Origin of the sequence: Pseudarthrobacter sp. PvP090, from assembly GCF_040547365.1 — a bacterium.
GTDB lineage: Bacteria > Actinomycetota > Actinomycetes > Actinomycetales > Micrococcaceae > Arthrobacter.
On the sequence record NZ_JBEPPO010000013.1, the window covers coordinates 1 to 21,657 of the forward strand.

General features: G+C 67.5%; 25 protein-coding genes and 1 pseudogene. 10 read left to right on the forward strand and 16 right to left on the reverse strand.

Translation table 11 applies throughout. The annotated features are described in order from the left end of the window. Positions 1-116: 116 nt before the first annotated feature. From ABIC21_RS15260 to ABIC21_RS15280, 5 genes are all read right to left on the reverse strand, one after another. On the reverse strand, positions 117-2,366 hold the full coding sequence (locus ABIC21_RS15260) for a polyribonucleotide nucleotidyltransferase (protein ID WP_354351234.1): 2,250 nt from the start codon (positions 2,364-2,366) through the stop codon (positions 117-119). A gap of 249 nt (positions 2,367-2,615) precedes the next feature. Next, on the reverse strand, positions 2,616-2,885 hold the full coding sequence (gene rpsO, locus ABIC21_RS15265; protein ID WP_226760651.1) for a 30S ribosomal protein S15: 270 nt from the start codon (positions 2,883-2,885) through the stop codon (positions 2,616-2,618). 204 nt (positions 2,886-3,089) lie between these two features. Then, positions 3,090-4,298, reverse strand: coding sequence for a kynureninase (locus ABIC21_RS15270; RefSeq protein ID WP_354351355.1), 1,209 nt, complete (start codon positions 4,296-4,298; stop codon positions 3,090-3,092). A 62-nt stretch (positions 4,299-4,360) separates the two neighbouring features. Continuing rightward, positions 4,361-5,215: a tryptophan 2,3-dioxygenase gene (gene kynA / locus ABIC21_RS15275; protein WP_354173772.1), complete on the reverse strand. Its 855-nt coding sequence runs from the start codon at positions 5,213-5,215 to the stop codon at positions 4,361-4,363. A gap of 128 nt (positions 5,216-5,343) precedes the next feature. Then, on the reverse strand, positions 5,344-6,339 hold the full coding sequence (locus tag ABIC21_RS15280) for a bifunctional riboflavin kinase/FAD synthetase (protein ID WP_354351235.1): 996 nt from the start codon (positions 6,337-6,339) through the stop codon (positions 5,344-5,346). A gap of 233 nt (positions 6,340-6,572) precedes the next feature. Here ABIC21_RS15280 and ABIC21_RS15285 point away from each other — a divergent pair, with 233 nt between their 5' ends. Together ABIC21_RS15285 and ABIC21_RS15290 are read left to right on the forward strand one after the other, a co-directional pair. Next, entirely contained in the window at positions 6,573-7,355 is a 783-nt protein-coding gene (locus tag ABIC21_RS15285) for a DUF937 domain-containing protein (RefSeq protein ID WP_354351236.1), read from the forward strand. A 90-nt stretch (positions 7,356-7,445) separates the two neighbouring features. Next, complete coding sequence (locus ABIC21_RS15290; protein ID WP_354351237.1) at positions 7,446-7,868, forward strand: hypothetical protein; 423 nt, start codon at positions 7,446-7,448, stop codon at positions 7,866-7,868. Here ABIC21_RS15290 and ABIC21_RS15295 read toward each other — a convergent pair. The 3 genes from ABIC21_RS15295 to ABIC21_RS15305 all read right to left on the reverse strand — a co-directional run bounded on the left by ABIC21_RS15295 (position 7,798) and on the right by ABIC21_RS15305 (position 9,864). After that, positions 7,798-8,259, reverse strand: a complete 462-nt coding sequence (locus tag ABIC21_RS15295; protein ID WP_354351238.1) for a hypothetical protein — start codon at positions 8,257-8,259, stop codon at positions 7,798-7,800. The genes ABIC21_RS15290 and ABIC21_RS15295 overlap by 71 nt on opposite strands. A 19-nt stretch (positions 8,260-8,278) precedes the next feature. Further along, positions 8,279-9,352 (reverse strand): DNA polymerase IV, encoded by a 1,074-nt coding sequence (locus tag ABIC21_RS15300; RefSeq protein WP_502936010.1) that lies wholly within the window; start codon positions 9,350-9,352, stop codon positions 8,279-8,281. Between the two features lie 74 nt (positions 9,353-9,426). Next, complete coding sequence (locus ABIC21_RS15305) at positions 9,427-9,864, reverse strand: VOC family protein (RefSeq protein WP_354351239.1); 438 nt, start codon at positions 9,862-9,864, stop codon at positions 9,427-9,429. 122 nt (positions 9,865-9,986) lie between these two features. Here ABIC21_RS15305 and ABIC21_RS15310 point away from each other — a divergent pair, with 122 nt between their 5' ends. Then, entirely contained in the window at positions 9,987-10,277 is a 291-nt protein-coding gene (locus ABIC21_RS15310) for an aminopeptidase P family N-terminal domain-containing protein (protein ID WP_354351240.1), read from the forward strand. Between the two features lie 81 nt (positions 10,278-10,358). After that, a complete protein-coding gene (locus ABIC21_RS15315) occupies positions 10,359-10,907 on the forward strand; it encodes a hypothetical protein (RefSeq protein ID WP_354351241.1) in 549 nt (182 codons plus the stop codon). Positions 10,908-11,016: 109 nt separating this feature from the next. Here the strand turns inward: ABIC21_RS15315 and ABIC21_RS15320 are convergent, their stop codons facing one another. Further along, the gene (locus ABIC21_RS15320; protein ID WP_354351242.1) at positions 11,017-11,601 is read right to left on the reverse strand and encodes a helix-turn-helix domain-containing protein; all 585 of its coding nucleotides are present in this window, start codon (positions 11,599-11,601) and stop codon (positions 11,017-11,019) included. Positions 11,602-11,722: 121 nt separating this feature from the next. On the opposite strand from ABIC21_RS15320, the gene ABIC21_RS15325 reads away from it, so the two are divergent. Together ABIC21_RS15325 and ABIC21_RS15330 are read left to right on the forward strand one after the other, a co-directional pair. After that, positions 11,723-12,787: an NAD(P)/FAD-dependent oxidoreductase gene (locus ABIC21_RS15325; RefSeq protein ID WP_354351243.1), complete on the forward strand. Its 1,065-nt coding sequence runs from the start codon at positions 11,723-11,725 to the stop codon at positions 12,785-12,787. Between the two features lie 2 nt (positions 12,788-12,789). Then, positions 12,790-13,629, forward strand: coding sequence for a class I SAM-dependent methyltransferase (locus tag ABIC21_RS15330; protein WP_354351244.1), 840 nt, complete (start codon positions 12,790-12,792; stop codon positions 13,627-13,629). 66 nt (positions 13,630-13,695) lie between these two features. On the opposite strand, the gene ABIC21_RS15335 is transcribed toward ABIC21_RS15330, so the two are convergent. Further along, a complete protein-coding gene (locus ABIC21_RS15335; RefSeq protein WP_354351245.1) occupies positions 13,696-15,369 on the reverse strand; it encodes an HNH endonuclease signature motif containing protein in 1,674 nt (557 codons plus the stop codon). A 139-nt stretch (positions 15,370-15,508) separates the two neighbouring features. On the opposite strand from ABIC21_RS15335, the gene ABIC21_RS15340 reads away from it, so the two are divergent. Next, positions 15,509-16,111, forward strand: a complete 603-nt coding sequence (locus ABIC21_RS15340) for an NUDIX domain-containing protein (RefSeq protein ID WP_502936011.1) — start codon at positions 15,509-15,511, stop codon at positions 16,109-16,111. Positions 16,112-16,197: 86 nt separating this feature from the next. Beyond that, the gene (locus tag ABIC21_RS15345; protein WP_354351246.1) at positions 16,198-16,626 is read left to right on the forward strand and encodes a VOC family protein; all 429 of its coding nucleotides are present in this window, start codon (positions 16,198-16,200) and stop codon (positions 16,624-16,626) included. Between the two features lie 5 nt (positions 16,627-16,631). On the opposite strand, the gene ABIC21_RS15350 is transcribed toward ABIC21_RS15345, so the two are convergent. The 3 genes from ABIC21_RS15350 to truB are packed head-to-tail and all read right to left on the reverse strand — an operon-like array spanning position 16,632 to position 18,470. Beyond that, a complete protein-coding gene (locus ABIC21_RS15350) occupies positions 16,632-17,162 on the reverse strand; it encodes a hypothetical protein (RefSeq protein WP_502936012.1) in 531 nt (176 codons plus the stop codon). Position 17,163: 1 nt separating this feature from the next. Beyond that, complete coding sequence (locus ABIC21_RS15355; RefSeq protein WP_354351248.1) at positions 17,164-17,517, reverse strand: hypothetical protein; 354 nt, start codon at positions 17,515-17,517, stop codon at positions 17,164-17,166. Continuing rightward, on the reverse strand, positions 17,517-18,470 hold the full coding sequence (gene truB, locus ABIC21_RS15360; protein ID WP_354351249.1) for a tRNA pseudouridine(55) synthase TruB: 954 nt from the start codon (positions 18,468-18,470) through the stop codon (positions 17,517-17,519). Before truB ends, ABIC21_RS15355 begins: the two co-directional genes overlap by 1 nt. Before the next feature lie 67 nt (positions 18,471-18,537). Here truB and ABIC21_RS15365 point away from each other — a divergent pair, with 67 nt between their 5' ends. Continuing rightward, entirely contained in the window at positions 18,538-19,710 is a 1,173-nt protein-coding gene (locus tag ABIC21_RS15365) for a pyridoxal phosphate-dependent aminotransferase (RefSeq protein WP_354351250.1), read from the forward strand. Positions 19,711-19,848: 138 nt separating this feature from the next. Beyond that, positions 19,849-20,058: a hypothetical protein gene (locus ABIC21_RS15370; RefSeq protein ID WP_354351251.1), complete on the forward strand. Its 210-nt coding sequence runs from the start codon at positions 19,849-19,851 to the stop codon at positions 20,056-20,058. A gap of 69 nt (positions 20,059-20,127) precedes the next feature. On the opposite strand, the gene ABIC21_RS15375 is transcribed toward ABIC21_RS15370, so the two are convergent. From ABIC21_RS15375 to ABIC21_RS15385, 3 genes and pseudogenes are all read right to left on the reverse strand, one after another. Beyond that, positions 20,128-20,475, reverse strand: coding sequence for a CU044_2847 family protein (locus ABIC21_RS15375; protein WP_354351252.1), 348 nt, complete (start codon positions 20,473-20,475; stop codon positions 20,128-20,130). Between the two features lie 28 nt (positions 20,476-20,503). Continuing rightward, a complete protein-coding gene (trxA, locus tag ABIC21_RS15380) occupies positions 20,504-20,941 on the reverse strand; it encodes a thioredoxin (RefSeq protein WP_354351253.1) in 438 nt (145 codons plus the stop codon). Between the two features lie 120 nt (positions 20,942-21,061). Next, positions 21,062-21,548, reverse strand: a pseudogene (locus ABIC21_RS15385) (nucleoside deaminase). Positions 21,549-21,657 lie beyond the last annotated feature (109 nt).

Genomic DNA, 21,657 nt, shown 5'->3' on the forward strand with positions numbered 1-21,657 from the left:
CCAAATAAAACAGGCCTTTCATAAAACCCCACCAAACTCCCCCCCCCCCCCCCCCCCCCCCGGGGGGGGGGGGGGGGGGCCCCCCCCCCCCCCCCCGCCGCTTGATTCAGTTCAGACTACTCTGCGGACTCCAGGGAGACCTCAGCGATGTCGGCGTCCTCGGAGCCTGCCTCGTCAGCCACAACGGGTGACAGGGAGAGCTTTCCGCGGTCGTCGATCTTGGTGATTTCCACCTGGATCTTCTGGCCGACGGAGACGACGTCATCGACGTTGTCCACGCGCTTGCCGCCGGCGATCTTGCGCAGCTCGGAGATGTGCAGCAGACCGTCCTTGCCCGGGGTCAGGGAAACGAAGGCGCCGAAGGTGGTGGTCTTGACGACCGTGCCCAGGTAGCGCTCGCCGATTTCCGGGATCTGCGGGTTGGCGATGGCGTTGATCGCGGACCGTGCTGCATCGGCAGACGGGCCGTTCGTGGCGCCGATGTAGACAGTTCCGTCGTCCTCGATCGAGATGTCGGCTCCGGTGTCTTCCTGGATCTGGTTGATCATCTTGCCCTTCGGGCCGATGACCTCGCCGATCTTATCTACCGGAATCTTGACAGCGATGACGCGCGGCGCGAACTCGGAGAGCTCGTCCGGGGTGTCGATCGCGGAGTTCAGGACGTCCAGGATGTGCAGGCGGGCTTCGCGGGCCTGCTTCAGGGCGGCAGCCAGGACGGAGGCCGGGATGCCGTCGAGCTTCGTGTCCAGCTGGATGGCCGTGACGAACTCAGCGGTACCGGCGACCTTGAAGTCCATGTCACCGAAGGCATCTTCGGCGCCGAGGATATCGGTCAGGGCGGCGTAGCGGGTCTGGCCGTCGACCTGGTCGGAGACCAGGCCCATGGCGATACCGGCAACAGCGGCCTTCAGCGGCACACCTGCGTTGAGCAGGGACAGCGTGGAGGCGCAGACGGAACCCATCGACGTCGAACCGTTGGAGCTGAGAGCCTCAGACACCTGGCGGATGGCGTAGGGGAATTCCTCGCGGGACGGCAGCACCGGCATGATGGCGCGCTCTGCGAGGGCACCGTGGCCGATTTCGCGGCGCTTCGGGGAACCGACGCGGCCGGTCTCGCCGGTGGAGTACGGCGGGAAGTTGTAGTTGTGCATGTAGCGCTTGCGCGTCACGGGAGACAGCGAGTCGATCTGCTGTTCCATCTTGAGCATGTTCAGCGTGGTGACACCCATGATCTGGGTCTCGCCGCGTTCGAAGATGGCCGAGCCATGGACGCGGGGCAGGACCTCAACCTCGGCGGTGAGCTGGCGGATGTCCGTCAGGCCACGGCCGTCGATGCGGATCTGGTCCGTGAGGATGCGCTGGCGCACAACGTGCTTGGTGACGGAGCGGAAGGCTGCGGACAGCTCCTTCTCGCGGCCTTCGAACTGGCCGGCGAGGGAAGAGGTCACCTCATCCTTGAGCTCGTCGGAGGCGGTGTCGCGCTCCTGCTTGTCGGCGATCTGGAAGACAGCGGCCAGCTTCTCGGCGGCAGCGGACTCCACAGCGGCGTAGACGTCGTCCTGGTAGTCCAGGAAGACCGGGAACTCGACGGTCGGCTTGGCGGCGCGGGCTGCCAGGTCGGACTGTGCTTCGCAAAGGGCCTTGATGAACGGCTTGGCAGCCTCGAGGCCTTCGGAGACAACCTCTTCGGTCGGGGCGGTGGCGCCCTGTTCCTTGATGAGGTTCCAGGAGTTGTCGGTGGCTTCGGCTTCAACCATCATGATGGCGACGTCGTCACCGGCGATGCGGCCGGCAACGACCATGTTGAAGACGGCGTTCTCCAGCTGCGAGTGCTTCGGGAACGCAACCCACTGCGAGCCGTGCTCGTCGGCGACGAGGGCAACGCGGACGCCGCCGATCGGGCCGGAGAAGGGCAGGCCGGAGAGCTGGGTGGACATCGAGGAAGCGTTGATCGCGACCACGTCGTAGAGCTCGTCCGGGTTGATGGACAGCACGGTGACGACGATCTGGACCTCGTTGCGCAGGCCCTTGACGAAGGCGGGTCGCAGCGGGCGGTCCATCAGGCGGCAGGCCAGGATGGCTTCCGTGGAGGGACGGCCTTCGCGGCGGAAGAACGAGCCCGGGATGCGGCCGGCGGCGTACATACGCTCTTCGACGTCGACGGTCAGCGGGAAGAAGTCGAAACCTTCACGCGGGTGCTTGCCGGCGGTGGTGGCGGACAGCAGCGCGGTCTCTTCATCGATGTAGACCATCGCTGCGCCGGCTGCCTGCTTGGCAAGGCGGCCGGTTTCAAAGCGGATTACACGCTTGCCGAAGCGGCCGTTATCAATGACTGCTTCTGAGAACTGGATTTCGGGACCCTCCATAGAGAGTCACCTCCGTTTCATGGTTCACGGAGTCCAGCCGCATCAACCCAGTCCAGCCTCTGTCGGCTGGGCTGCACTGCACCCGGTCATCGATCGAGACCCACGGGCTAAGGCTTCATCCCTTGAAGCCGTTCCCGGAGATCACTACCGAAGACCGCGAATGCGTGATGCGGTTGATCCTCCTGTTGAGTTTTTGTTTTGAAGAAGGCGGCCCTTTCCGTTCCGGAAGGGGCCGCCCCTTAAAGCTGACTAGCGGCGCAGGCCGAGACGCTCGATGAGCGCACGGTAGCGGGTGATGTCAGTGTTCTTGAGGTAGGTCAGCATGCGCTTGCGACGACCAACCATGGCCAGCAGACCGCGCTGGGTGTGGTAATCGTGCTTGTGCACCTTCATGTGCTCAGTGAGATCCTTGATCCGCTGAGTCAGGACTGCAACCTGGACCTCCGGCGAACCGGTGTCGCCCTCGGACGTTGCGAAATCCTTGATGATGGACTGCTTTACAGCGGCTTCAAGTGCCACGATAACTCCTAGAGATGTGCCGTGAGGCCCGAATCAGTAACTCACTGCCGGGGGTGCTGCGCCGGAGATTCCCCTCCGAAGGGAGGACTGCCCGTACACAACAAGAGCCAGCCGCCACGGACTGCAGCCGGATCCAACGTTTAGTTTACCGGCACGCCGCTAATCTTGTCGAAACGGCCGGTCCTGATGCTGCCCGGAATGGCCCTATGCCAGCCGTTCGCGGATGGCTTCCATACCGCGGTACAGCTCGGCGAAGGACGTGCTCAGCGGGGACAGCCCGATCCTGATGCCGTGCGGCGCCCGGAAATCCGGAATGATGTCCTGCTCCCACAGCGCCGCGGTCATCTCCCGGAAGGCCGGGTGGTCGACCGTGATGTGGCTGCCGCGCAGTTCCGGATCCCGCGGCGTCGAGAGTTCAACGCCCGCCGGGGCGAGCCACGCGTCGTGGAGTTCGACGGCGAACGCGGTCAGCAGCCGTGACTTCTCCCGGACGGCGGCCATGCCCGCCTCCTCCAGCAGGTCCAGGGTGCCGCGCATGGCGAGCATCCCGAAGATCGCCGGGGTGCCGCTGAGGAAGCCGCGGATTCCCGCCGCGGCCTCATAGCCGGGCCCCATTTCGAAGGCGTCCTTGCGGCCCATCCAGCCCCAGATGGGCTGCTGCAGTCCGGGCAGGTGCCGGGCGTTGACGTAGGCGAACGCGGGCGAGCCCGGTCCCCCGTTGAGGTACTTGTAGGTGCAGCCGGCGGCGAAGTCGACGTCGGCGGCGTCCAGGGCGATCTCCACCGACCCGGCGGAATGGCACAGGTCCCACACCACCAGGGCGCCGGCGTCGTGCACGGCCGTGGTGATGCCGGGCAGGTCCGCGAGGAACCCGGAGCGGTAGGCGATCTGGCTCAGGACCACGACGGCGGTGGCCGGGCCGGTCGCTGCCCGCACCTGCTCGACGGTCACGCCGGAGGAGGGATCGGCGTCTATCCAGCGCACCGTGAGGCCCTCTTCGCGGGCGATGCCCTCGACGAGGTAGCGGTCGGTGGGGAAATTGTCGGTGTCCAGCACGATTTCGGTGCGTGCCGGGTCGGTGACCGCGGCCAGCGCCGCCCGGATCAGCTTGTACAGGACCACCGTGGTGGAGTCGGCGATGATGGTCTGGCCCGGAGCGGCGCCGAGGACGGCCCTGCCGAGCTGGTCGCCGATGGCCTGCGGCAGTTCCAGCCACTCCTCGTCCCAGCCGCGGATCAGCCGGCCGCCCCAGCTGTCCTGGATGAAGCTGCCGATGTCCGTGACGGTGCGCTTGAGTGGGCGGCCCAGGGAGTTGCCGTCCAGGTAGGACAGCGCGGTGTCGGTGCCGATGAAGTGCTCGCGGTAGGCGGCCAGCGGGTCCGCGGCGTCCAGATCGCGGGCGCGCTGCAGCAGGACTGTGTCGTTGCCGGCGGTGGCCTGTGCCGCGGGCCGTGCCGTCTCCGGCTGAAGGGCGCTCACTGGCCGATCTCCGTCCGGACGGCGAAGAGCTCCGGGAAGAAGGTCAGTTCCAGCGCCTTCTGCAGGAAGGCCGCGCCGCTGGAGCCGCCGGTGCCGGACTTCATGCCGATGGTGCGCTGCACCGTGCGCAGGTGCCGGAAGCGCCAGAGCTGGAAGTTGTCTTCGAGGTCCACGAGTTCCTCACAGGCCTCGTAGGCACCCCAGTTGTCCGCGGCGTTCTCGTAGATGTACTTGAAGACCGGGACCAGCTCGGCGCAGAACTCGTGCGCCTGGGTGACGTCCCGCTCCAGCAGCGACGCGGGAACGTCGAAGCCCTGGCGCTTGAGGTAGGCGAGGAAGTCGTCGTAGATGCTCGGGGATTCGAGGAGCTCCAGCAGCATCGCGTGGGCCTCGGGGTCGGATTCGAACACCGGCAGCATCTTGCGGTTCTTGTTGCCGAGCAGGAATTCGACCGCGCGGTACTGGCTGGACTGGAATCCGGAGGAGTTGCCCAGGAAGCCGCGGAACTGCGAGTACTCGGTGGGTGTGAGGGTGGCCAGCACGGACCACTGCTCGGTGAGGGTTTTCTGGATGTGCTTGACCCTGGCGATGGCCTTCAGGGCCGAGCCGAGATCGTCGGAGCGGAGCCAGGCGGCGGCGCTGCGGAGCTCGTGGAGGACCAGTTTGAGCCACAGTTCCGTGGTCTGGTGCTGGATGATGAACAGCATCTCGTCGTGGTGCTCCGGGGCGCTGACCGGCTGCTGGGCGCTCAGGAGCGTCGGCAGCTGCAGGTAGGACGCGTAGCTCATCTTTGAGCTGAAGTCCCGGACAATATCCTTGTCCAGCTCCCTGGTGTTTTTCTCAATCGTCACGTTTCTTGCCTTCCTTGCCCAATGGCGGTGCTTCACTGCGCGGATCCGCCGGCGTAATTGCCCGCAGGGACCACGGAGCAGCCGCGCGGTTCAGCGCGGCGGTTCGCCCGGCGCTTTAACCTGGCGGTTCAGCGCGCGAACAGAATGTTGTGGGCCTGGACGACGTCCAGGCGCATCTGGTCCACCAGTGCTTCAGGGCCACGGTACGCCACCATCCCCCGCAGCCGGGCGACGAATTCCACCACTACTGTCTGGTCGTACAGATCGAAGTCCTCGACCGCCTCGTCCGGGCGGTCGATCACGTGCGCCTCCACCTGCCGGCTGACGCCGTCGAAGGTGGGGTTGGAGCCCACGGAGATGGCGGCGGGCCAGCGGGTACCGGCCTGGTCGACGAGCCAGCCGGCGTAGATGCCGTCGGCCGGGATGTAGCCGCTGGCGTCGGAGGCGAGGTTGGCGGTCGGGAAGCCGAGGTCGCGGCCGCGCGCAGCGCCGTGGACCACCTCGCCGCGCATCCGGTGCGGCCTTCCCAGGACGGCGGCCGCCGTGGCGACGTCGCCCTCGCGCAGTGCCTCACGCACCCAGGTGGAGGAACACCGCCGGTCCTTGCCGCCGTCGTCGTGCGCTTCACCGTGGAGCGGGAAGCCTTCCGAGCCGAACTCGCTGATGACCAGGACCTCGAACCCGAGCTTCCTGCCGAGCTCCTGCATCGTGTCCAGGTCCCCGGAGTTGCCCCGGCCGAACCGGGCGTCGTGGCCGATCACCACGTGGCTGGCTTTGAGGGCGCCGACCAGGACACTCGCGACGAATTCTTCGGGGGTGAGGCTGGCCAGCTCGAGGGAGTACTTCATCACGAGCACAGCGTCGAGGCCCACCTCGCCGAGCGCGACCAGCTTGTCTTCCAGGCCCATAATCAGTTCCGGGGCGGATTCGGGACGGTGGACCTGCGCCGGATGCGGGTCGAAGGTGATGGCGACGGCCCGCGCGTGATTCAGGCGGGCGACGCGGATGAGCTGCGAGAGCACCTGCTGGTGGCCGCGGTGCACACCGTCGAAGTTGCCGAAGGTAACGACGGAGGGACCAAAGTCCGCCGGGACTTCGGACGGATCGTTCCAGATGTGGACCATCAACCTCGCCTTTTGCTTCCTGCCATGTGCTCCTCCGGAGAAACCTGCCGGCTCCGGAACTCTCCTAGATTACCCGCAAACGTGGCAGGCCTCCGACGGCGTCGCCCGCCCCCGGCGGCGTCCTTTCGCGTCCCGGAAGCCCGGACTAGGATGCAAGGGCAACAGTCCGGCGGCGCCCGCGCGGGCGCCGTTTCCCAGCGAGGCCCGCACTGACACGCGGCTGAAGGAGAACCATGACCGAGCTCGACGACATCCTGCGGCAGATCCCGGTGGACCAGATTGCCGGCCTGCTCGGCACCGACCGGCAGACCGCCCAGGCCGCAGTGGAGGCCGCCGTGCCCACGCTGCTGGCAGGCATGCAGGTCAACGCGCAGGCCTCCGACGGCGCCGCCTCGCTGGAGTCAGCGCTCGGCCAGCATCAGGACGGGCTGCTGAAGGGCGGAGTGGATGTCTCGCAGGTGGACACCGCGGACGGTGAGAAGATCGTGAGCCATGTCTTCGGCGGGCAGCAGGAACAGGTCGCCAGCCAGCTGGCCGGGACCTCCCAACTCGGCGGCGTGGGCGGCGACCTCATCAAGAAGCTGCTGCCGATCCTGGCCCCCATCGTGATGTCTTACCTTGCGAACAAGGTGCTCGGTGGCCGCGGGCAGTCGTCCGGGGCCGGCGGGTCGGGCGGGTCCGGCCAGGCCGGCGGCATTGACCTTGGCGGAATTCTGGGCGGGATCCTGGGCGGTGCCGGCGGCGCTGGCGGGATGGGCGGCCTTGGTGATCTGCTGGGCGGGCTCCTCGGCGGTGGCCAGCCGTCCTCGCCGGCAGCCGTTCCTGATGCGGTGCCTGATGCGCGGCGGGATTCGACGCTGGAACGCCAGGCCTACCCGCAGGGCCAGCCGACCGGCGGCGCGCCGCGCCCCGGCGAGGTGATCGACGTCGACCTCCCGGAGACCCAGCCGGTGGAGCGGAAAAATGACGACGGCGGACTCGGCGGGATCCTGGGCGGCCTGTTCGGGAAGAAGTAGGCCACCCGGGGTCGTTGCGGACCTGGCTGGTAGGGTCATCCCATCCGGGCCGGGGACCGCCGGCCGGTGACAATGTTGGGGGACATCATCTTGGGATACGAAGCCGGCGCGCTGCGCCTTGCCACTGCTGGTGTGATTCTTGCTGCGGGGGCGTCGCTGAGCGCGTGCGGCGGTGCGGCGAAAGCAGCAGGGACACCGACGGCGTCCGCGCCGGCGTCGTCGGAGTCGCCCGTCGGCGGCTACGAAGGCTGGTGGAACGCGACACCGGCCACCGGCAGCAGCGCGGGACTCCCCCAGGAAACGGTGGCCGTCAACACCAGGACCAATCGGGTGGTCGATGCCTTCAGCCGGAAGATCAACGACGCCGGGCGGCCCACGAAAATCACTGATGTTCCCTACACCGTCGTTCACGATCCGTCCTGGCCGGCGGACTCGGTAGTCATCATCGACGTGGTGACCAACAAGATGATCGAGAACTTCCGGGTTGACCTCTACGGGAACCCACTGCGCTAGCGCCGCCGGCGGCACGGTGGTTCCGCCAGTGCAGCAGCACGGCGGCCAGGATCAGCGGAACGTGGATCCCCGGGAGGTTCCTCGCGAACCACTGAGGCAGATAGATGTCGGTGACTGAACCCGTCTCGTCGCCCAGTTCCCTGGCCACCGCGGTGAGCGGACAGTGAAAGCCGTTGGCGGCAAAGACCAGGGTCTCTGCCGTGACGACGCCCGCGGCCACGCCCACCCTGCTGTCGGTGCGGCCGCGGGCACCGGCATACAGGACGTAGACCATGCAGGCCTCGATGGTGAACCACGCAAAAGTGTGGAAGGCCTTCACGGCCCTGAGCAGGGACGCACGTTCAGCTTCCGGTGTCTTGCGTGGAGCCTTACCAGCCACAAGTCCAGCCATGGATCCAGCGTAGCCGCCGTCACCAGCCGCCGCGCGTCGGCGTATGTCCTTTTCGGGCATCGTCGGGCATTGCCATTTCGGCCCGCAGGCCCAGGAGCCGGATCGGACGGCCCGCTTCGATTGCGGCAGCGAGGTCCAGGGCCCGGGCGAGGATTTCGTTCCGGTCGAAAGTCTCGGGCATCTTCCTCGCGTGGGTCTTGGTGACGAACGGCGCGTACCGAACCTTGAGGGTCAGCCCAACCACGGGCCGTCCTTCGGCCACCACATCCTCGAGGACATGCGCTGTCAGCTCCCTCACGGCGTCGTCCACTTGGGCAGGCTCGGTCAGGTCGCGCTGGAAGGTGGTCTCCCTGCTATGCCCGTGGGCAACCCACGGGGTGTCGTCCACAACGCTGGCGCCGTCCCCGCGTCCGAGCTCCGCGTACCAGGGACCCATCTTCGGGCCGAACTCCGGGACCAGGTCCAGTGGGTCGGACGCGGCGAGTTCGGCGACGGTGGTGATGCCGAGTTTGGCCAGCCGGTCCGACACTTTGGTTCCGACGCCCCATAGGTCCTTGGTGGGCCGGCTGCCCATGACGTCGAGCCAGTTCCCGGCAGTGAGACGGAAAACTCCGGCCGGCTTGCCGAAACCGGTGGCGACCTTGGCCCGGACCAAAGTGTCGCCGATGCCCACGCTGCAATGCAGCCGCGTTCGCTCCAGGACAGCGGCCTGCACCTGCCGGGCGTAGGCCTCCGGGTTCTCTGTCTCAGTGCCGATAAAGGCTTCATCCCAACCCAACACCTGCACGGTGGCGCCGGGCTGCGCGCGCAGGGTAGCCATCACTGTTTCAGACGCCTCGAGGTAAGCCTCGTGGTCGACGGGCAGGATCACGGCGTCGGGCACTTTCCGGGCCGCAATGCGTAACGGCATTCCGGAACCCACGCCGAACGCCCTGGCTTCGTAGGATGCGGTCGACACCACAGCCCGTTCCGTGGGGTCGCCCCGACCGCCGACAATGATCGGCCTGCCTGCAAGCTCCGGCCGCCGGAGCACTTCGACCGCAGCGATGAACTGGTCGAGATCGACGTGCAGCACCCACGGGATTCCGCTCACGCCACCAGTCTGCCCTAAACATCCGTGGCAAGCATCGGCTTTCCACAGCACAGGCTCATTGGCCGATCCGGGTGTCAGTCTTTCTTCAGTTTCTCGGCGAGCATCACGATGATTCCGCTGGGGCCGCGGAGGTACGTGAGTTTGTATTCGTCGCCGTAGGTAGCCACGCCGCGTAGCGGATGGCATCCGTGCTTCGCCGCTATCTCAAGGGCCTTGTCGATGTCGTCGACCGAGAAGGCCACGCGGTGCATGCCGATGTCGTTGGGACGGGTTGGGTTCGTCTCGATCGCTTTGGGGTGGATGTATTCGAAGAGCTCAAGTCGGCCCTGACCGTCCGGGGTCTGGAGCATTGCAATGTTGGCGTGGTTGCCATCAAGTCCGACGGCGGTGTCGGTCCACTCCCCGCTGACCGTGTCACGGCCGACGACCGTAAGACCGAGATCCGTGAAAAAGGCGATTGCTGCTTCGAGGTCGCGAACGGCGATACCGACGTTCTCAAGTTTGATGGCCATGCGTTGAAGCTACCAAGGCGGACCGATTAGCTCCAGAGCCCGCCGTCGTCCGCCGGACTACCGCCTCGCCATGGCGCCACTGGGGATAGCGTCATGGCGCCATTGGGGGTGACCCTCGACGGGTGATTCCGGAGTTGCTGCTGTACCTCACCGGATATGCACCGGTGGCCATCACTGAACGCATCACCATGCTCGTGATTACCGTCGACGCGGAGCCCGCCATGATCGTTCCGAGGCTTGAGAGGCCGGCCGCGGAAGCGGCCGCCGGCGCCTCGATTCTGCGGATCACCGACTGGACCGACCCCTACACGGAATCTGCGACGCTGATGGCCGGCACCGGACGTTATGCCGTCTCTGACTCGGCCTGGGCCATGCGTGGCCCCGGAACGGGATTGCTTCTGAGATTTCCTTGAGCGGGACGCCCCTGAGCCTCCGTTGACTGGGCGACTTGGGCACGGCAGGCTGTGAGGACATCCACTGCTAGGGGGAGCACGATGAAGTACCGGACGTACATGGTCGCCGTCGCGGCTGTGCTCGGGTTCGCCCTTGCCGGGTGCCAGCCGGCCGCCGGGCCGCCCACGGCGGGGTCGTCCGCGTCAGTGCCGGGCCCGTCGTCGTCCGAGCTCGCGGCCATCATCCAGGCTGCCGTCGAGGATCGAAACGGCACCGTCCTCGACACTCCCCCCGCCGCGCGCCTTGCCGAAGGGCAGATGACGCCGGCCTACCGGTCCAAGCGCGAGCGGGACCTCCCAGTGGTGGCCCGTTCGAAGGCCGGATTCAAGGCAATGGGCTTCTGGTATACGTCCTTTTCGACGAAGGTTACGGTGGAGTCGGTCGAGGTGACCGGTTCGGAGGCGAGCGTCCGGTTCCAGGAACTGACCGAGGAATACCAGGCCTCGACGGCGGGGCCGAGCAGCGTCCCGTCGGGCTACTCGCTGCCGCAGATCGCGACGTTCCGGGCATCCGGGGACGGCTGGCAGCTAGACAGCCTCGTCCCTACCGTGCACGGGGGCGGCCTGCCGATGTCCGTCGTCGAGGGCTGAGAACTGCTCCCAGGCATCTTCGCTCTCGCCAACGGCTTGGCCAACGACGGGAGCACCATTCAGGGGGCACGTTGAGGGAACCCTCGCCGGAACCCCCCGGGCTCATCGGCTACGCGGGCTTGGGCCGCGCGCGTACGTGCATCCGCTCGCCCTGCTGTCCAAACAGGCTGATGAACTCGACGGGTTTGCCGTCAGCGCTGGCGAACCAGTGCGGCGTGTGGGTGTCGAATTCGGCGGCTTCGCCGGGGCGAAGTTCAAAGTCCTTGTCGCCCAGCACCAGACGCAGCCGTCCGTTGAGGATGTAAAGCCATTCATAGCCTTCGTGCACGCGCGGGTCGGGCTCTGCCCCGCGCGCATCGCCGTCGAGCACCATCTTGAAGGCCTGCAGCCCGCCGGGGCGGCGCGTGAGAGGAACAGCGGTCATGCCGGCATGGGTGATGGGCTGCAGGTGGATTCTCGGATCCCCGGTGGGCGGGGCGCCGACCAGATCATCGAGGGGAACACCGTACAACCTCGCCAGGGGCAGCAGAAGTTCGAGGTTTGGCCTGCGCTGCCCGGATTCAAGGCGGGACAGGGTGCTCACCGACACTCCGGACGCGGAAGACACATCGCCGAGGGTGAGGTTCCGTTCCGCACGGAGTGCTCGAAGCCGGGGGCCGACTGCCCCGAGAACATCGTTCAGCTCAGTTTCCATACCCCCACTTTGCCATAACGGCAATCATCTTTGTCAAAACTGGTTCATGCAGTGGAGGCTGGTGTAACCGCCAAAGGACGCTGGCGGCGATCATTCAGGACGCGACGAAGGACAGATTGGTATGGACACCACACGGTATGACGTTGTCATTGTTGGCGGTGGCGCGGCGGGACTCAGCGCGGCCACGACGCTGAGCCGGGCGCTGCGCTCGGTGCTGGTCATCGATTCCGGAACTCCACGCAATGCACCCGCTGCGGGAGTGCACGGTTATCTTTCGAGGGACGGTATGAACCCCCGGGAACTCCTGTCCATCGGACGCGGCGAAGTGCTCTCCTACGGAGGAACGGTCATTGACGGCGAAGCCGTTTCGGCACGGCGGACCCCCGATGGATTCGAGGTAGTTCTCGGAGATGCCCGCCGGTTCTCCGGCCGGCGCCTCCTCGTCACCACCGGCCTGACCGACGAGCTGCCTCCGATCGACGGGCTGCGGGAGCAATGGGGAAAGGGCGTTGTGCACTGCCCCTACTGCCATGGCTGGGAAATCCGCGGGCAAAGGATTGGGGTGCTGGGCACAGGCCCGCTGTCCGTCCATCAGGCGCTGTTGTTCAGGCAGTGGTCCCCGGACATCACCCTTTTCCTCAACGACACCGTCGAACCCACCGACGAGGAATGGGACAAGCTTGCCGCCCGGTCCATAACGGTCGTTGACGGCACCGTGGCTTCCGTCGACGCAGTCGACGGCGTCCTCGCGGGGCTCACCCTCCGCCAGGGCTCCTCGTTCGACGTGCAGGCCCTGGCCGTCGGAACACGGATGGAGGCCAGATCCGCGCTGCTGGAATCACTCGGGCTCAGTTCCCAGGTGCACCCGTCGGGTGCCGGACGGTTTATCGAGACCGACGCCTCTGGTGCGACGGACGTCCCCGGCGTGTATGCGGGGGGCAATGTCTCCAACCTCATGGCCCAGGTGATCACCGCGGCGGCGGAGGGGGTCATGGCCGGCGCAAGGATCAACGCCGACCTCATCGAAGAGGAAACCCGGTGGGCCGTTGAAGGGCACTTCGGCCCCTTCTCAGCTGCCTCGGAAGCAGCCGTCTCTAATATCGTGCTGAATCACAGACGCCATGGCCTTGATGACGGGCAGACGACCGCCGGCATTGGCGATGCGGCCACAGTAGAAAGGCAATGAGCATGGATCACCAGCCCCACCGGACACGGGACAACGACCACCACTCCCACCAGCGGTCTGGCAGTCATGACCAGCACCGCGTCCTCGACCTCGATGCCGAGGTGTTCGGCGAGCACCTCGCAGCCGTCCTGGACGTGACCGGGGTGCCCGCAGCGCGCCGCGTCGTTGATCTCGGCGCCGGCACCGGCGCAGGCAGCCGCCTGCTGCGCGAGCGGTACCCGGACGCCGCGCTGACGTGCGTCGACAACGACCCCCAGATGCTCGAGCTGCTGCGCGGGCAGGGCTTCGCCGTGGTCGAGGCCGACCTCGACGACGGCTTCCCTGCGCTGGCCGGTTCCTTGGTCACGGCGGATGCCGCGGCCGAGACACCGGTTGACCTGGTGTGGGCGTCGTCCTCGCTGCACCACGTCGCCCACCCCGCCCGGCTCCTGTCGGGGGTCCGCCGGGCACTGGCGCCGGGTGGGGTCCTAGCCGTCGTCGAGCTCGCCGCTCTGCCCCGCTTCCTAAGCCATCCGCGCGGAGCGCTGCTGGAGCAGCGCTGCCACGCCGCTGCGGCGGCCGAGGGGTGGAACCACCACCCGGACTGGTCGCCGGTCCTCGAGGCCGCCGGGTTCGGCGTCATCAAGTCAGAGGTGACGACGATCGCGCCCGCGACCCCGGCTGCACGGGAGTACGCCCAGCAGTGGTTCGCGCGCTTCTCGCGACTTGCGGCCCTGACAGCGGACGACCGCGACGCCGTGGAAGACCTGCTGGAGCGGTTCTCCGACGACGTCGAGCTGGAACCCCGCACCACCCGGACCGTCTGGGTGGCCACTCCCTCTAGAACCCAGGAGCAGCCATGACCCTGCGATACGCTCGCGCCTCCCCCGGCACGCCGGTATTTATCCAGAAGTGCGGAAGCGCGAGACTCACTCAAGCCGGAAGTAGCGGTTTCGCCGTGGGACCTGGCGCGGATCAACGTGCGGAGGCGGGATGAACCACGGAACGCCGCTTCGCAGTTGAATGGTCCACTGCTCTTTGTGGACCAGGTGATGGTGATGCGAGCAGAGCAGCGTTCCGTTGCCTGCCCCGGTGCTCCCGCCGCGGGACCAGTAGCTGATGTGGTGGGCCTCGCACCAGGGCGCCGGGATAGTGCACTGGGGAAACGCACAGCCCCCGTCCCTCGCGGTGATGGCCTTGCGTACGTGCGGCGGGAAAACCCGCGAGGCGCGTCCGATGTCGAGGATCCGGCCTTGCCCACCCAGCACAACCGGGATGATGTCGGCGTCGCAAGCGATCTTGCGCACTGTCGCGGCCGTGATGGGTCCGGTGAACATCAGTGTCCCGGTGTTGGAGCCCGGGGCCCCGGTCTCCGTGTCGGCACCGCCGAGCCGTTCCAGCAGGTCACGGTAGTCAACGGTGACCATCACCTGCGGGCGCAGCCCTCCCGCGGCGGGCAGGTCTCCGGCGGCGAGAGCGGCTTTGCAGCCACCGACGAGGCCGTCGAGGAGCCGCTGCGGCCGCGTGCGCTGATCCAGCCGTTCCGCTGCAGCCGCGTCTTCCGCATCGCCGTCGGCGACGGCGACGGCACCAGCCCCGGGCCCGGCGCTACCCGCAGCCTCTGTGCCGGCGTCGGGCCCGAATGCGAAGCCGGCCCGCGGGTTGGTGGCGGTATTCATGACCGTGAGCAAGCATTCGAACTGGTCGGACGTGGCGAAGATTTCCAGATGCTGCAGTCCGCGGTGTGCCCGTCGTATGAAGGCGCCTTGGCGGTGGCGCAGTTCCTGCTCGTCGGGTTCCTCGCCGTCCTGGTCCAGGGCGTCCGTCCAGCGTTTGGCGATCCTGGTCAGAAAATCCGGGTCGTTCTCGACCGCCGTCCGGGTGAGGGCGTGCTCCATCCGCGCGGCATCCTCGGGTGCGGCCACGTGCCGGACCCGGTCCAGGGAAAGGCTGATGATGGTCGCCGCCCGTGAGCTGATGTCCCCCGAAGCGACCACAGCCGCGAGTTCCTCTTTCGCGGCCGGCAGGGGCGGGCCCGATATGCCCGTTCGCGGCAGAACCTCCGCGACAAGGGCCAGACGGCGTCGGGCTTCCGGGGCACTGATCCGCAACCGCGCCCGCAGGAATTCCGCGGTGTTCCGGTACCCGTCATCGACCCACCCCGTGGAAGGAGCGACGCCTTCAGGTTCATTCCAGATGGGGTCGGACGGAGTACTTTTCGGCGCACTCGCCTCCGTTTTCCTGCCAGTCAACCAGCCGGCAGGCGCGTTGGCACCAAACTTCGCGGCGGCAGTCCTCGCTCCAGCCGCTGCCTGGCTTCGGGTCCGGTCGACCGCCGCCGCGGCCACAAGCTGCCAGTAGTCGACCACGCGGGACAGCTCCTCCACGCGGCCGGCAAATTCGGAGGCTTCGGCCACTCCGAACAGCGCTGCATCAGGCACAGCCGTCCCGTTGCAGGAGCGGAGCAGCGCAAGCGCCGCATCCAGGGCACAGACGACGTCCTCCGCCTCAGGAGGAACGGACGCGAGCCGGGAAACCCCAGGGAGGATCCCGGCGCCAGGCTGCGTGGCCCGTACCGGGATGAGATCACCAATGGCTTCCATGACTCAACACTACTTTTTGGGTGTGACAGTAACGGGATCGAGCTCTTCGACCCGGATGCTTGATCCACCCTGGCGTCCCGGCCGGTCCCGCGGGGTCACACTTCGGCCGACACAAGAAGGGGCGTGGCAAACTGGGGGCATGGACCGCCCTGTTGCCTCGACCTCCAGCCCGGTACTCCCTCACAGCCCGCAGCCCGGCGACCCAAGCTCCGGCGAATCACGGCACCCCGCCGCACAAACTGAGCTCCCCATCGAGCTGCGCCGGCCCCTCGGCCCCCGGGACCCCGGTGACGCCTGGGTTGAAGGCGACCGCGGCCGGTTCTGGGGGCGCTTCGGCTCGGCCGGACTTCTGGTCCACGACCCCGCCAAGGGCATCCTGCTCCAGCACCGCGCCCTGTGGAGCGATCAGGGCGGCACGTGGGGACTGCCGGGCGGAGCCCTGCACCAGGGTGAAGAGGCAGTCCACGGCGCCCTGCGCGAGGCCAAGGAAGAAGCCGCCGTTCCGCCGGAGAACGTCCGGGTACTGTTCACCTCGGTGTTCGACGTCGGCTACTGGCGCTACACCACAGTCGCCGTCGAGGTCGTGGACCGATTCGAGCCGGAGATCAGCGACCCGGAAAGCCTGGAGCTGCAGTGGGTGCCGGTCGAGAACGTCGGCGACAAGGAATTGCATCCCGGATTCGGAACCGCCTGGCCGGGCCTGCGCCGCAGGCTGTTGGGGCTCGACGCCGGGACGGACTGAGTCCACGACGCCGGGCGGCAGCAGCAACAACGGCAGACAGCAACAGCGGTATTCCGCACCGGACCCGTCCGTCCTAAGGTTCGGTTATGACGACCGAAAATCACACCCCGCCACCCGTCCGGCAACTGCGCCTCGTCGTCGAGACGGAGGATTACGACGCCGCCCTGACCTTCTACCGCGACGTCCTCGGGCTCGTGGAACGTGAGGTGGTCCCCAGCGAGGGGGAAGCACGCATCACGATCCTGGAAGCAGGCCGCGCCACCCTGGAGCTCTCCAACCCGGCGCAGGTCAAGTACATCGACCAGGTGGAAGCCGACGGCCAGCCGAGCGCCAGGATCCGGGTCGCCTTCGAGGTTGACGACGCGGAAGCAGCCACGCGCGACCTTGTGGAGGCTGGCGGCACTCTCATCGCAGAACCGCGGGAGACGCCGTGGCGGTCCGTGAACTCACGGCTGAATGGCCCCGCGGGACTCCAAATCACGCTGTTCCAGGAACTGGACCAGCCCGCGGACTAGGAGCCTCAGGCCCGCTTCGGCGCGGGACGGCGGCGGTACAGCCAGATGAGGCCCAGGATCGGCAGCAGCAGCGGGATAAACGCGTAGCCCCGGCCAAAGAGGGACCAGACGGTCTCATGCGGGAAGTTGACCGAGTCGAACACGCTGAGCGCCCCGACCACCAGCACACCCACCAGTTCCACGAGCACCGCCGCTACGGAGACCTTGAACCAGGTCCGGCCGGGCTTCGCGAGGGACACGGTTGCCACCAGGTAGACGACGGCGGCGAAGGCGGACAGCAGATACGCCAAGGGGGCTTCGGAGAACTTGGTGAGGATCTGGAATCCCGCCCGGGCCGTTGCGGAGATCGCGAACACGGCGTATACGGCGATCAGCAGCCGGCCTGGGCCGGTGTTGCGGGTGTCTTTTGTCGGTGCCGCAGCCGGGGCGGGCGCCGGGGACGTCGTCGGGGCGGCGTCCCGGCCCGTTGCCGGGGCACGCATGGTTCCGATGTCCTCGTGCGAAGGTTTAGCCGTCACGTTTTCTGCCTCTTCCACGTCAGTACCAAATCTGATTCATTCGGGCGGCCATCACCAGGGCGGTGACACCGACGGCGGACAGCACGAAGTTGCTCCACCGGGTGCGCTCCAGGATGGCCCAGTACACCGCACCGACCGGCAGCAGCAGCGCCGTCAGCAGGTAACCCCAGAACTCCCACGGCTCCCCCGCCATCTGTTCCCCGCCCGCGACTCGGACGATCGACCCGACCAGGTAGACCAGCAGGGACAGTTCGACGGCGGCCACCGAAAGGATCGTCGTGTCGTTCGGAGCCTTCTTGAGGATGCCGGCGGTCAGGCAGATAACGGTGGAGACCAGCCCGACGACCAGGATGATGTAGAAATACGCGTCCACTACTGCCCGGCCTGCTGTTCCGCCGTCGGCTGCTTGGGCGCACGCTTCTCATTGTCCGGCGCGAACACCAGCACGGGTTTGGCGTAGCTGCCCTTGTCAGCGAGCAGGGCTACAAGGGTCCCGTCCGGGGCGAAGCCTGCGGCCGGATTCTCCGGTGTGGCTGCGCCCGGTGTACCGGCGGCCGCGCCCGCGGCAATCCTGCGGCCGAAGGAAATCTCGGTGGTTTCCTCGTCGCTGAGTTCGCGGTTGGGCATGAGGGCCCGGGCGGCCTGGGACATTTCCAGCACGTCCAGCCCTTCGGCGAGCTGTTCCAGGGTGTGGGCCTGGTCCAGCGTGTAGGGGCCCACCTGGGTGCGGCGCAGCGCCGTCAGGTGGCCGCCGACGCCGAGCGCCTCGCCGAGGTCGCGGGCGAGGGCCCGGATGTAGGTGCCCGAGGAGCACTCGACGGTCACATCCACGTCCAGGGCCTCGCCGTCGCGCACCGGACGGAGCCCGTGGACCTCGAAGCGGTGGATGGTCACCGGCCGTGCGGCCAGCTTGACCTCTTCGCCGGAGCGGACGCGGGCGTAGGCGCGCTCCCCGTTGACCTTGATGGCGCTGACGCTGCTGGGCACCTGCTGGATCTCGCCGGTCAGCGCGGCGACGCCGGCCAGGACGCTTTCCTCGGTGACCGCGGCGGCGCTGTGCGTCGCCGTGACCTCGCCCTCGGCGTCGTCGGTGATCGTCGATTCGCCCAGGCGGATGGTGGCCGTGTACGTCTTGGAGGTGCCCACAATGTAGGTGAGCAGCCGGGTGGCCTTGTTGATGCCGACCACCAGGACACCCGTGGCCATCGGATCCAGCGTCCCGGCGTGGCCCACCTTTCGGGTACCGGCGAGCCGCCGCATCCGTCCAACCACATCGTGGCTGGTCCAGCCTTGCGGCTTGTCCACTATTACCAGTCCAGAAAGCACGCTCCCCAGTATATCTGCGCCGGACCGGCCCCCGGCGCCGGAGGCTGCGCCGGTTAGGATGGCAGACATGCCCGAGCTTGCCGCCCACGTCCGCGACGTCCCCATCAACCAGATCCGCGAGATCACCGAAGCCGCCTGGGGCACCCCCGGCGCGATCGTGCTGAGCATCGGCGAACCCGGCTTCGCCGTCCCCCGCCATATCCTCGAAGCCGGGATGGCCTGCCTGGACCGCGACGAAACGAACTACACCCCGAACGCCGGCATCCCGGCCCTGCGCGAGGCCTTCGCGGCAAGGTTCCGGGAACACAACGCGACGCCGGTCGGCGCGGAGCGCGTCTACGTCGTCGACGGCGCCCAGCAGGGCCTGCATTTCGCGATGAGCCTGCTGCTCTCCCCCGGTGACGAAATCCTGATCCCCAACCCGGGATACCCGACCTTCGCCATGACCAGCAGCCTGCTGCACGCCGTCCCGGTGCAGTACCCGCTGTACCCCGAGCACGACTTCCAGCCCCGGATCGCGGACATTGAGGAACTGATCACGCCGCGGACCAAGGTGCTGATCCTCAACTCGCCGTCCAATCCGCTGGGCGCCGTTCTGGGCGAGGATCTCACCCGCAGCCTCGTGGCCCTGGCCGTCCGGCACGATCTGTGGATCATCTCCGACGAATGCTACGAGGCGTTCACCTATGACGTCCCGCATGTGAGCCCGGCCCGCTTCGACAGCGACGTCCCGGGCGAAGCGCGCGTGTTCACCTCGCTCACGCTGTCCAAGACCTACGGCCTGACCGGGCTGCGGATCGGCGCGCTGATCTGCCCGCCCGGCCTGGAACAGAAAATGAACAACGTGATGGAGGCGATCGTCTCCTGTGTTGCCGCGCCTTCGCAGTACGCGGCACTGGCCGCGCTGACGGGTCCGCAGGACTACGTCAGCCACGCCCACGCGCACTACCGGGCCAACCGCGACGCCGCCTCGGCCGTACTGGCGTCCAAGGGCATCCCGTTTCTCACCGCGCAGGGGGCCTTCTACCTCTGGGCGGATGTGTCCCACGCCAGCGGCGGTGACGTGCGGTCCTGGGTCCGGCGCTTCCTCGCCGACTCCGGGGTGTCCTTTGCCCCCGGCACCGCGTTCGGCTCGATCGGCGAGGGCTGGATCCGGATTGCCCTCTGCAGCAGCCAGGCTGATCTCGTGGAAGGCCTCGGCCGGCTCCCGGCCCGGGCCCCCGTCCCGCCCGAAGGCTGACGGCGCAACCACCGGGTCCCTGTCCCCTACCGCCATGGCGCTGCAACGCCTAACCTGAGCGCAGCGCGCGGTCTTTGCGTGCGTGCCGGGGCATGCCGTTCCGGGACTAGTGGTCGGGGTTCGGTCAGGGAGGTTCACATGTGGTGGCAGGACTTGTTATGGGGCATCTGGAACGGGCTCACGGCGTGGATTGTGTTGATCGTCCATGTCTTCGGGCAGTGGAGCGAGTTCCCGTTCTACAACACGGCCCGTGCAGGTAACTGGTACGACTTCGGCTTCCTGCTGGGGGTCGGCTCGCCTTTCCTGGGTGGCCTGGGGGCCAAGGGCGCGCGGAGCAGGCGCCGCTGAGGTCGCGGCTGTGACGGCCGCTGCTGAAACCGCTCCGCGCCGCCGCTCACTCAGCTGGGCCGGACGGCCTCACAGCATAATCTCTTCCTCGGGCGACAATGGCGCCGGGGGCGTGTGCGAGAAGGACAGCTTCACGATGAAGTGGGCCTCCGAGCAGTTCTGCGCGATGATGGCCCCCGCCCCACCGGCCAGCTTCACGCCGAACTGCAGTTCCAGGTGCTCCGCGCCGACTTCCTTCAGGACCTCGGCCGCCGCGTTGGCCGCCGGCCGGATGGCGGCGAGGGCATCTTCCAGCCGCCGCCCGGCGTCGGTAATTCCCTGCTCGTTCCTCGCGGGGCGTTCGACGCCGAAGCTGTCATCCGCGACCTCGACCAGCACCGTCCCGGAACCCACTTCGTAGCGCAGTATCTCGGTCATTGCTTCCTCCATTTCGCCCCTGGGACTCTCACGGTGTGCCCGCCGCCAGGGCGCCGTCGAGCCATTGGCGCAAGGCCGCCGCCGGCGGAGCACCCGCCTGCCGGGCCACCACTTTGCCGTCCCGGATCAGCAGCATGGTCGGAATGGCCTGGATGTCGAAGCGCCGTGAGAGCGCCGGTGACTTGTCGACGTCGACCTTGACGAGTTTGACCCGGCCGGCCCGCTCGTGGGCCAGCTTGTCCAGCACGGGGCTGACCATGCGGCAGGGACCGCACCAGGCTGCCCAGAAATCGATCAGGGCCGGTGTCGATGACTGTTCGGCGATCACAGCGAAGTCGGCGTCGCCGGCGTCGACAATCCAGGGCAGGTCCGTGCGGCAGTTGCCACAGCGCGGATGGCCGGCAGCCGCCGCCGGGATCCGGTTTGTTTTCCCGCACTGGGGGCAGGTGATCAGGCTGGAGCCCACGGCCCGCCGCCTTCCCGAGTCCCCGCAGTCATGGTTCCATGGGACGCCACCGCGCGGAACGGGCCTAGAGTCCAAAGTCCCCCGGGCGGGCCGTGGCTGCCGGACCCGTGGTGGCGGCCTTCAATATTCAATGCGGTCCGGGTTATCGTGCCAGGCCTGGAAGGGAACGTCCGACGCCGGGACGGCCGTCTGGCGGACCGGCATCAGGTCCGGCCGGGTGCCGTCGAAGTACTCGTAGAACAGCGCGTCGTCGAAACCGGCGGCAGCAGCCGCCCGGCGGTCCGCGGCGAAGTGCACCTGGTCGACGCGGGCCCAAAGGGCGGCGGCGAGGCACAGTGGACACGGCTCGCAGCTGGCATAGAGCACGGCGCCGCTGAGGTCGAAATTGGCGGACGCGGCCGCGGCCGTGCGGATGGCCACCACCTCGGCGTGGGCTGTGGGATCGTTGTCCCGCGTGACCTGGTTGACCCCCCTCATGGATCCGTCCGTCGGGAGTCACCACCAGCGCCCCGAAAGGCCCGCCGCCCGCGGCCACGTTCGCGGCGGCAAGCCGGATGGCCTGATCCAAGAAACGGGTGATGTCTGAAGCTGAGGGTGCCGAGGCCATGGTCCGATCATAGCCAGCAACACCGTCCGCGGTGGAAGATCCGTGGCAACTGCGCAGCCATCGACTTTGCGTCCCGGAAGGCTTAATATCCGCTATGGGGGCCGTGAAT

What these genes read in the sequence shown, in the direction of transcription:
- ABIC21_RS15260 (WP_354351234.1), bottom strand. Translation starts at nt 2,366, where the DNA reads ATGGAGGGTCCCGAAATCCAGTTCTCAGAAGCAGTCATTGATAACGGC.
- ABIC21_RS15280 (WP_354351235.1), bottom strand. Translation starts at nt 6,339, where the DNA reads ATGGTCCACATCTGGAACGATCCGTCCGAAGTCCCGGCGGACTTTGGT.
- ABIC21_RS15285 (WP_354351236.1), top strand. Translation starts at nt 6,573, where the DNA reads ATGACCGAGCTCGACGACATCCTGCGGCAGATCCCGGTGGACCAGATT.
- ABIC21_RS15295 (WP_354351238.1), bottom strand. Translation starts at nt 8,259, where the DNA reads ATGGCTGGACTTGTGGCTGGTAAGGCTCCACGCAAGACACCGGAAGCT.
- ABIC21_RS15305 (WP_354351239.1), bottom strand. Translation starts at nt 9,864, where the DNA reads ATGGCCATCAAACTTGAGAACGTCGGTATCGCCGTTCGCGACCTCGAA.
- ABIC21_RS15315 (WP_354351241.1), top strand. Translation starts at nt 10,359, where the DNA reads ATGAAGTACCGGACGTACATGGTCGCCGTCGCGGCTGTGCTCGGGTTC.
- ABIC21_RS15320 (WP_354351242.1), bottom strand. Translation starts at nt 11,601, where the DNA reads ATGGAAACTGAGCTGAACGATGTTCTCGGGGCAGTCGGCCCCCGGCTT.
- ABIC21_RS15325 (WP_354351243.1), top strand. Translation starts at nt 11,723, where the DNA reads ATGGACACCACACGGTATGACGTTGTCATTGTTGGCGGTGGCGCGGCG.
- ABIC21_RS15330 (WP_354351244.1), top strand. Translation starts at nt 12,790, where the DNA reads ATGGATCACCAGCCCCACCGGACACGGGACAACGACCACCACTCCCAC.
- ABIC21_RS15335 (WP_354351245.1), bottom strand. Translation starts at nt 15,369, where the DNA reads ATGGAAGCCATTGGTGATCTCATCCCGGTACGGGCCACGCAGCCTGGC.
- ABIC21_RS15340 (WP_502936011.1), top strand. Translation starts at nt 15,509, where the DNA reads ATGGACCGCCCTGTTGCCTCGACCTCCAGCCCGGTACTCCCTCACAGC.
- ABIC21_RS15345 (WP_354351246.1), top strand. Translation starts at nt 16,198, where the DNA reads ATGACGACCGAAAATCACACCCCGCCACCCGTCCGGCAACTGCGCCTC.
- ABIC21_RS15365 (WP_354351250.1), top strand. Translation starts at nt 18,538, where the DNA reads ATGCCCGAGCTTGCCGCCCACGTCCGCGACGTCCCCATCAACCAGATC.
- ABIC21_RS15370 (WP_354351251.1), top strand. Translation starts at nt 19,849, where the DNA reads ATGTGGTGGCAGGACTTGTTATGGGGCATCTGGAACGGGCTCACGGCG.
- ABIC21_RS15375 (WP_354351252.1), bottom strand. Translation starts at nt 20,475, where the DNA reads ATGACCGAGATACTGCGCTACGAAGTGGGTTCCGGGACGGTGCTGGTC.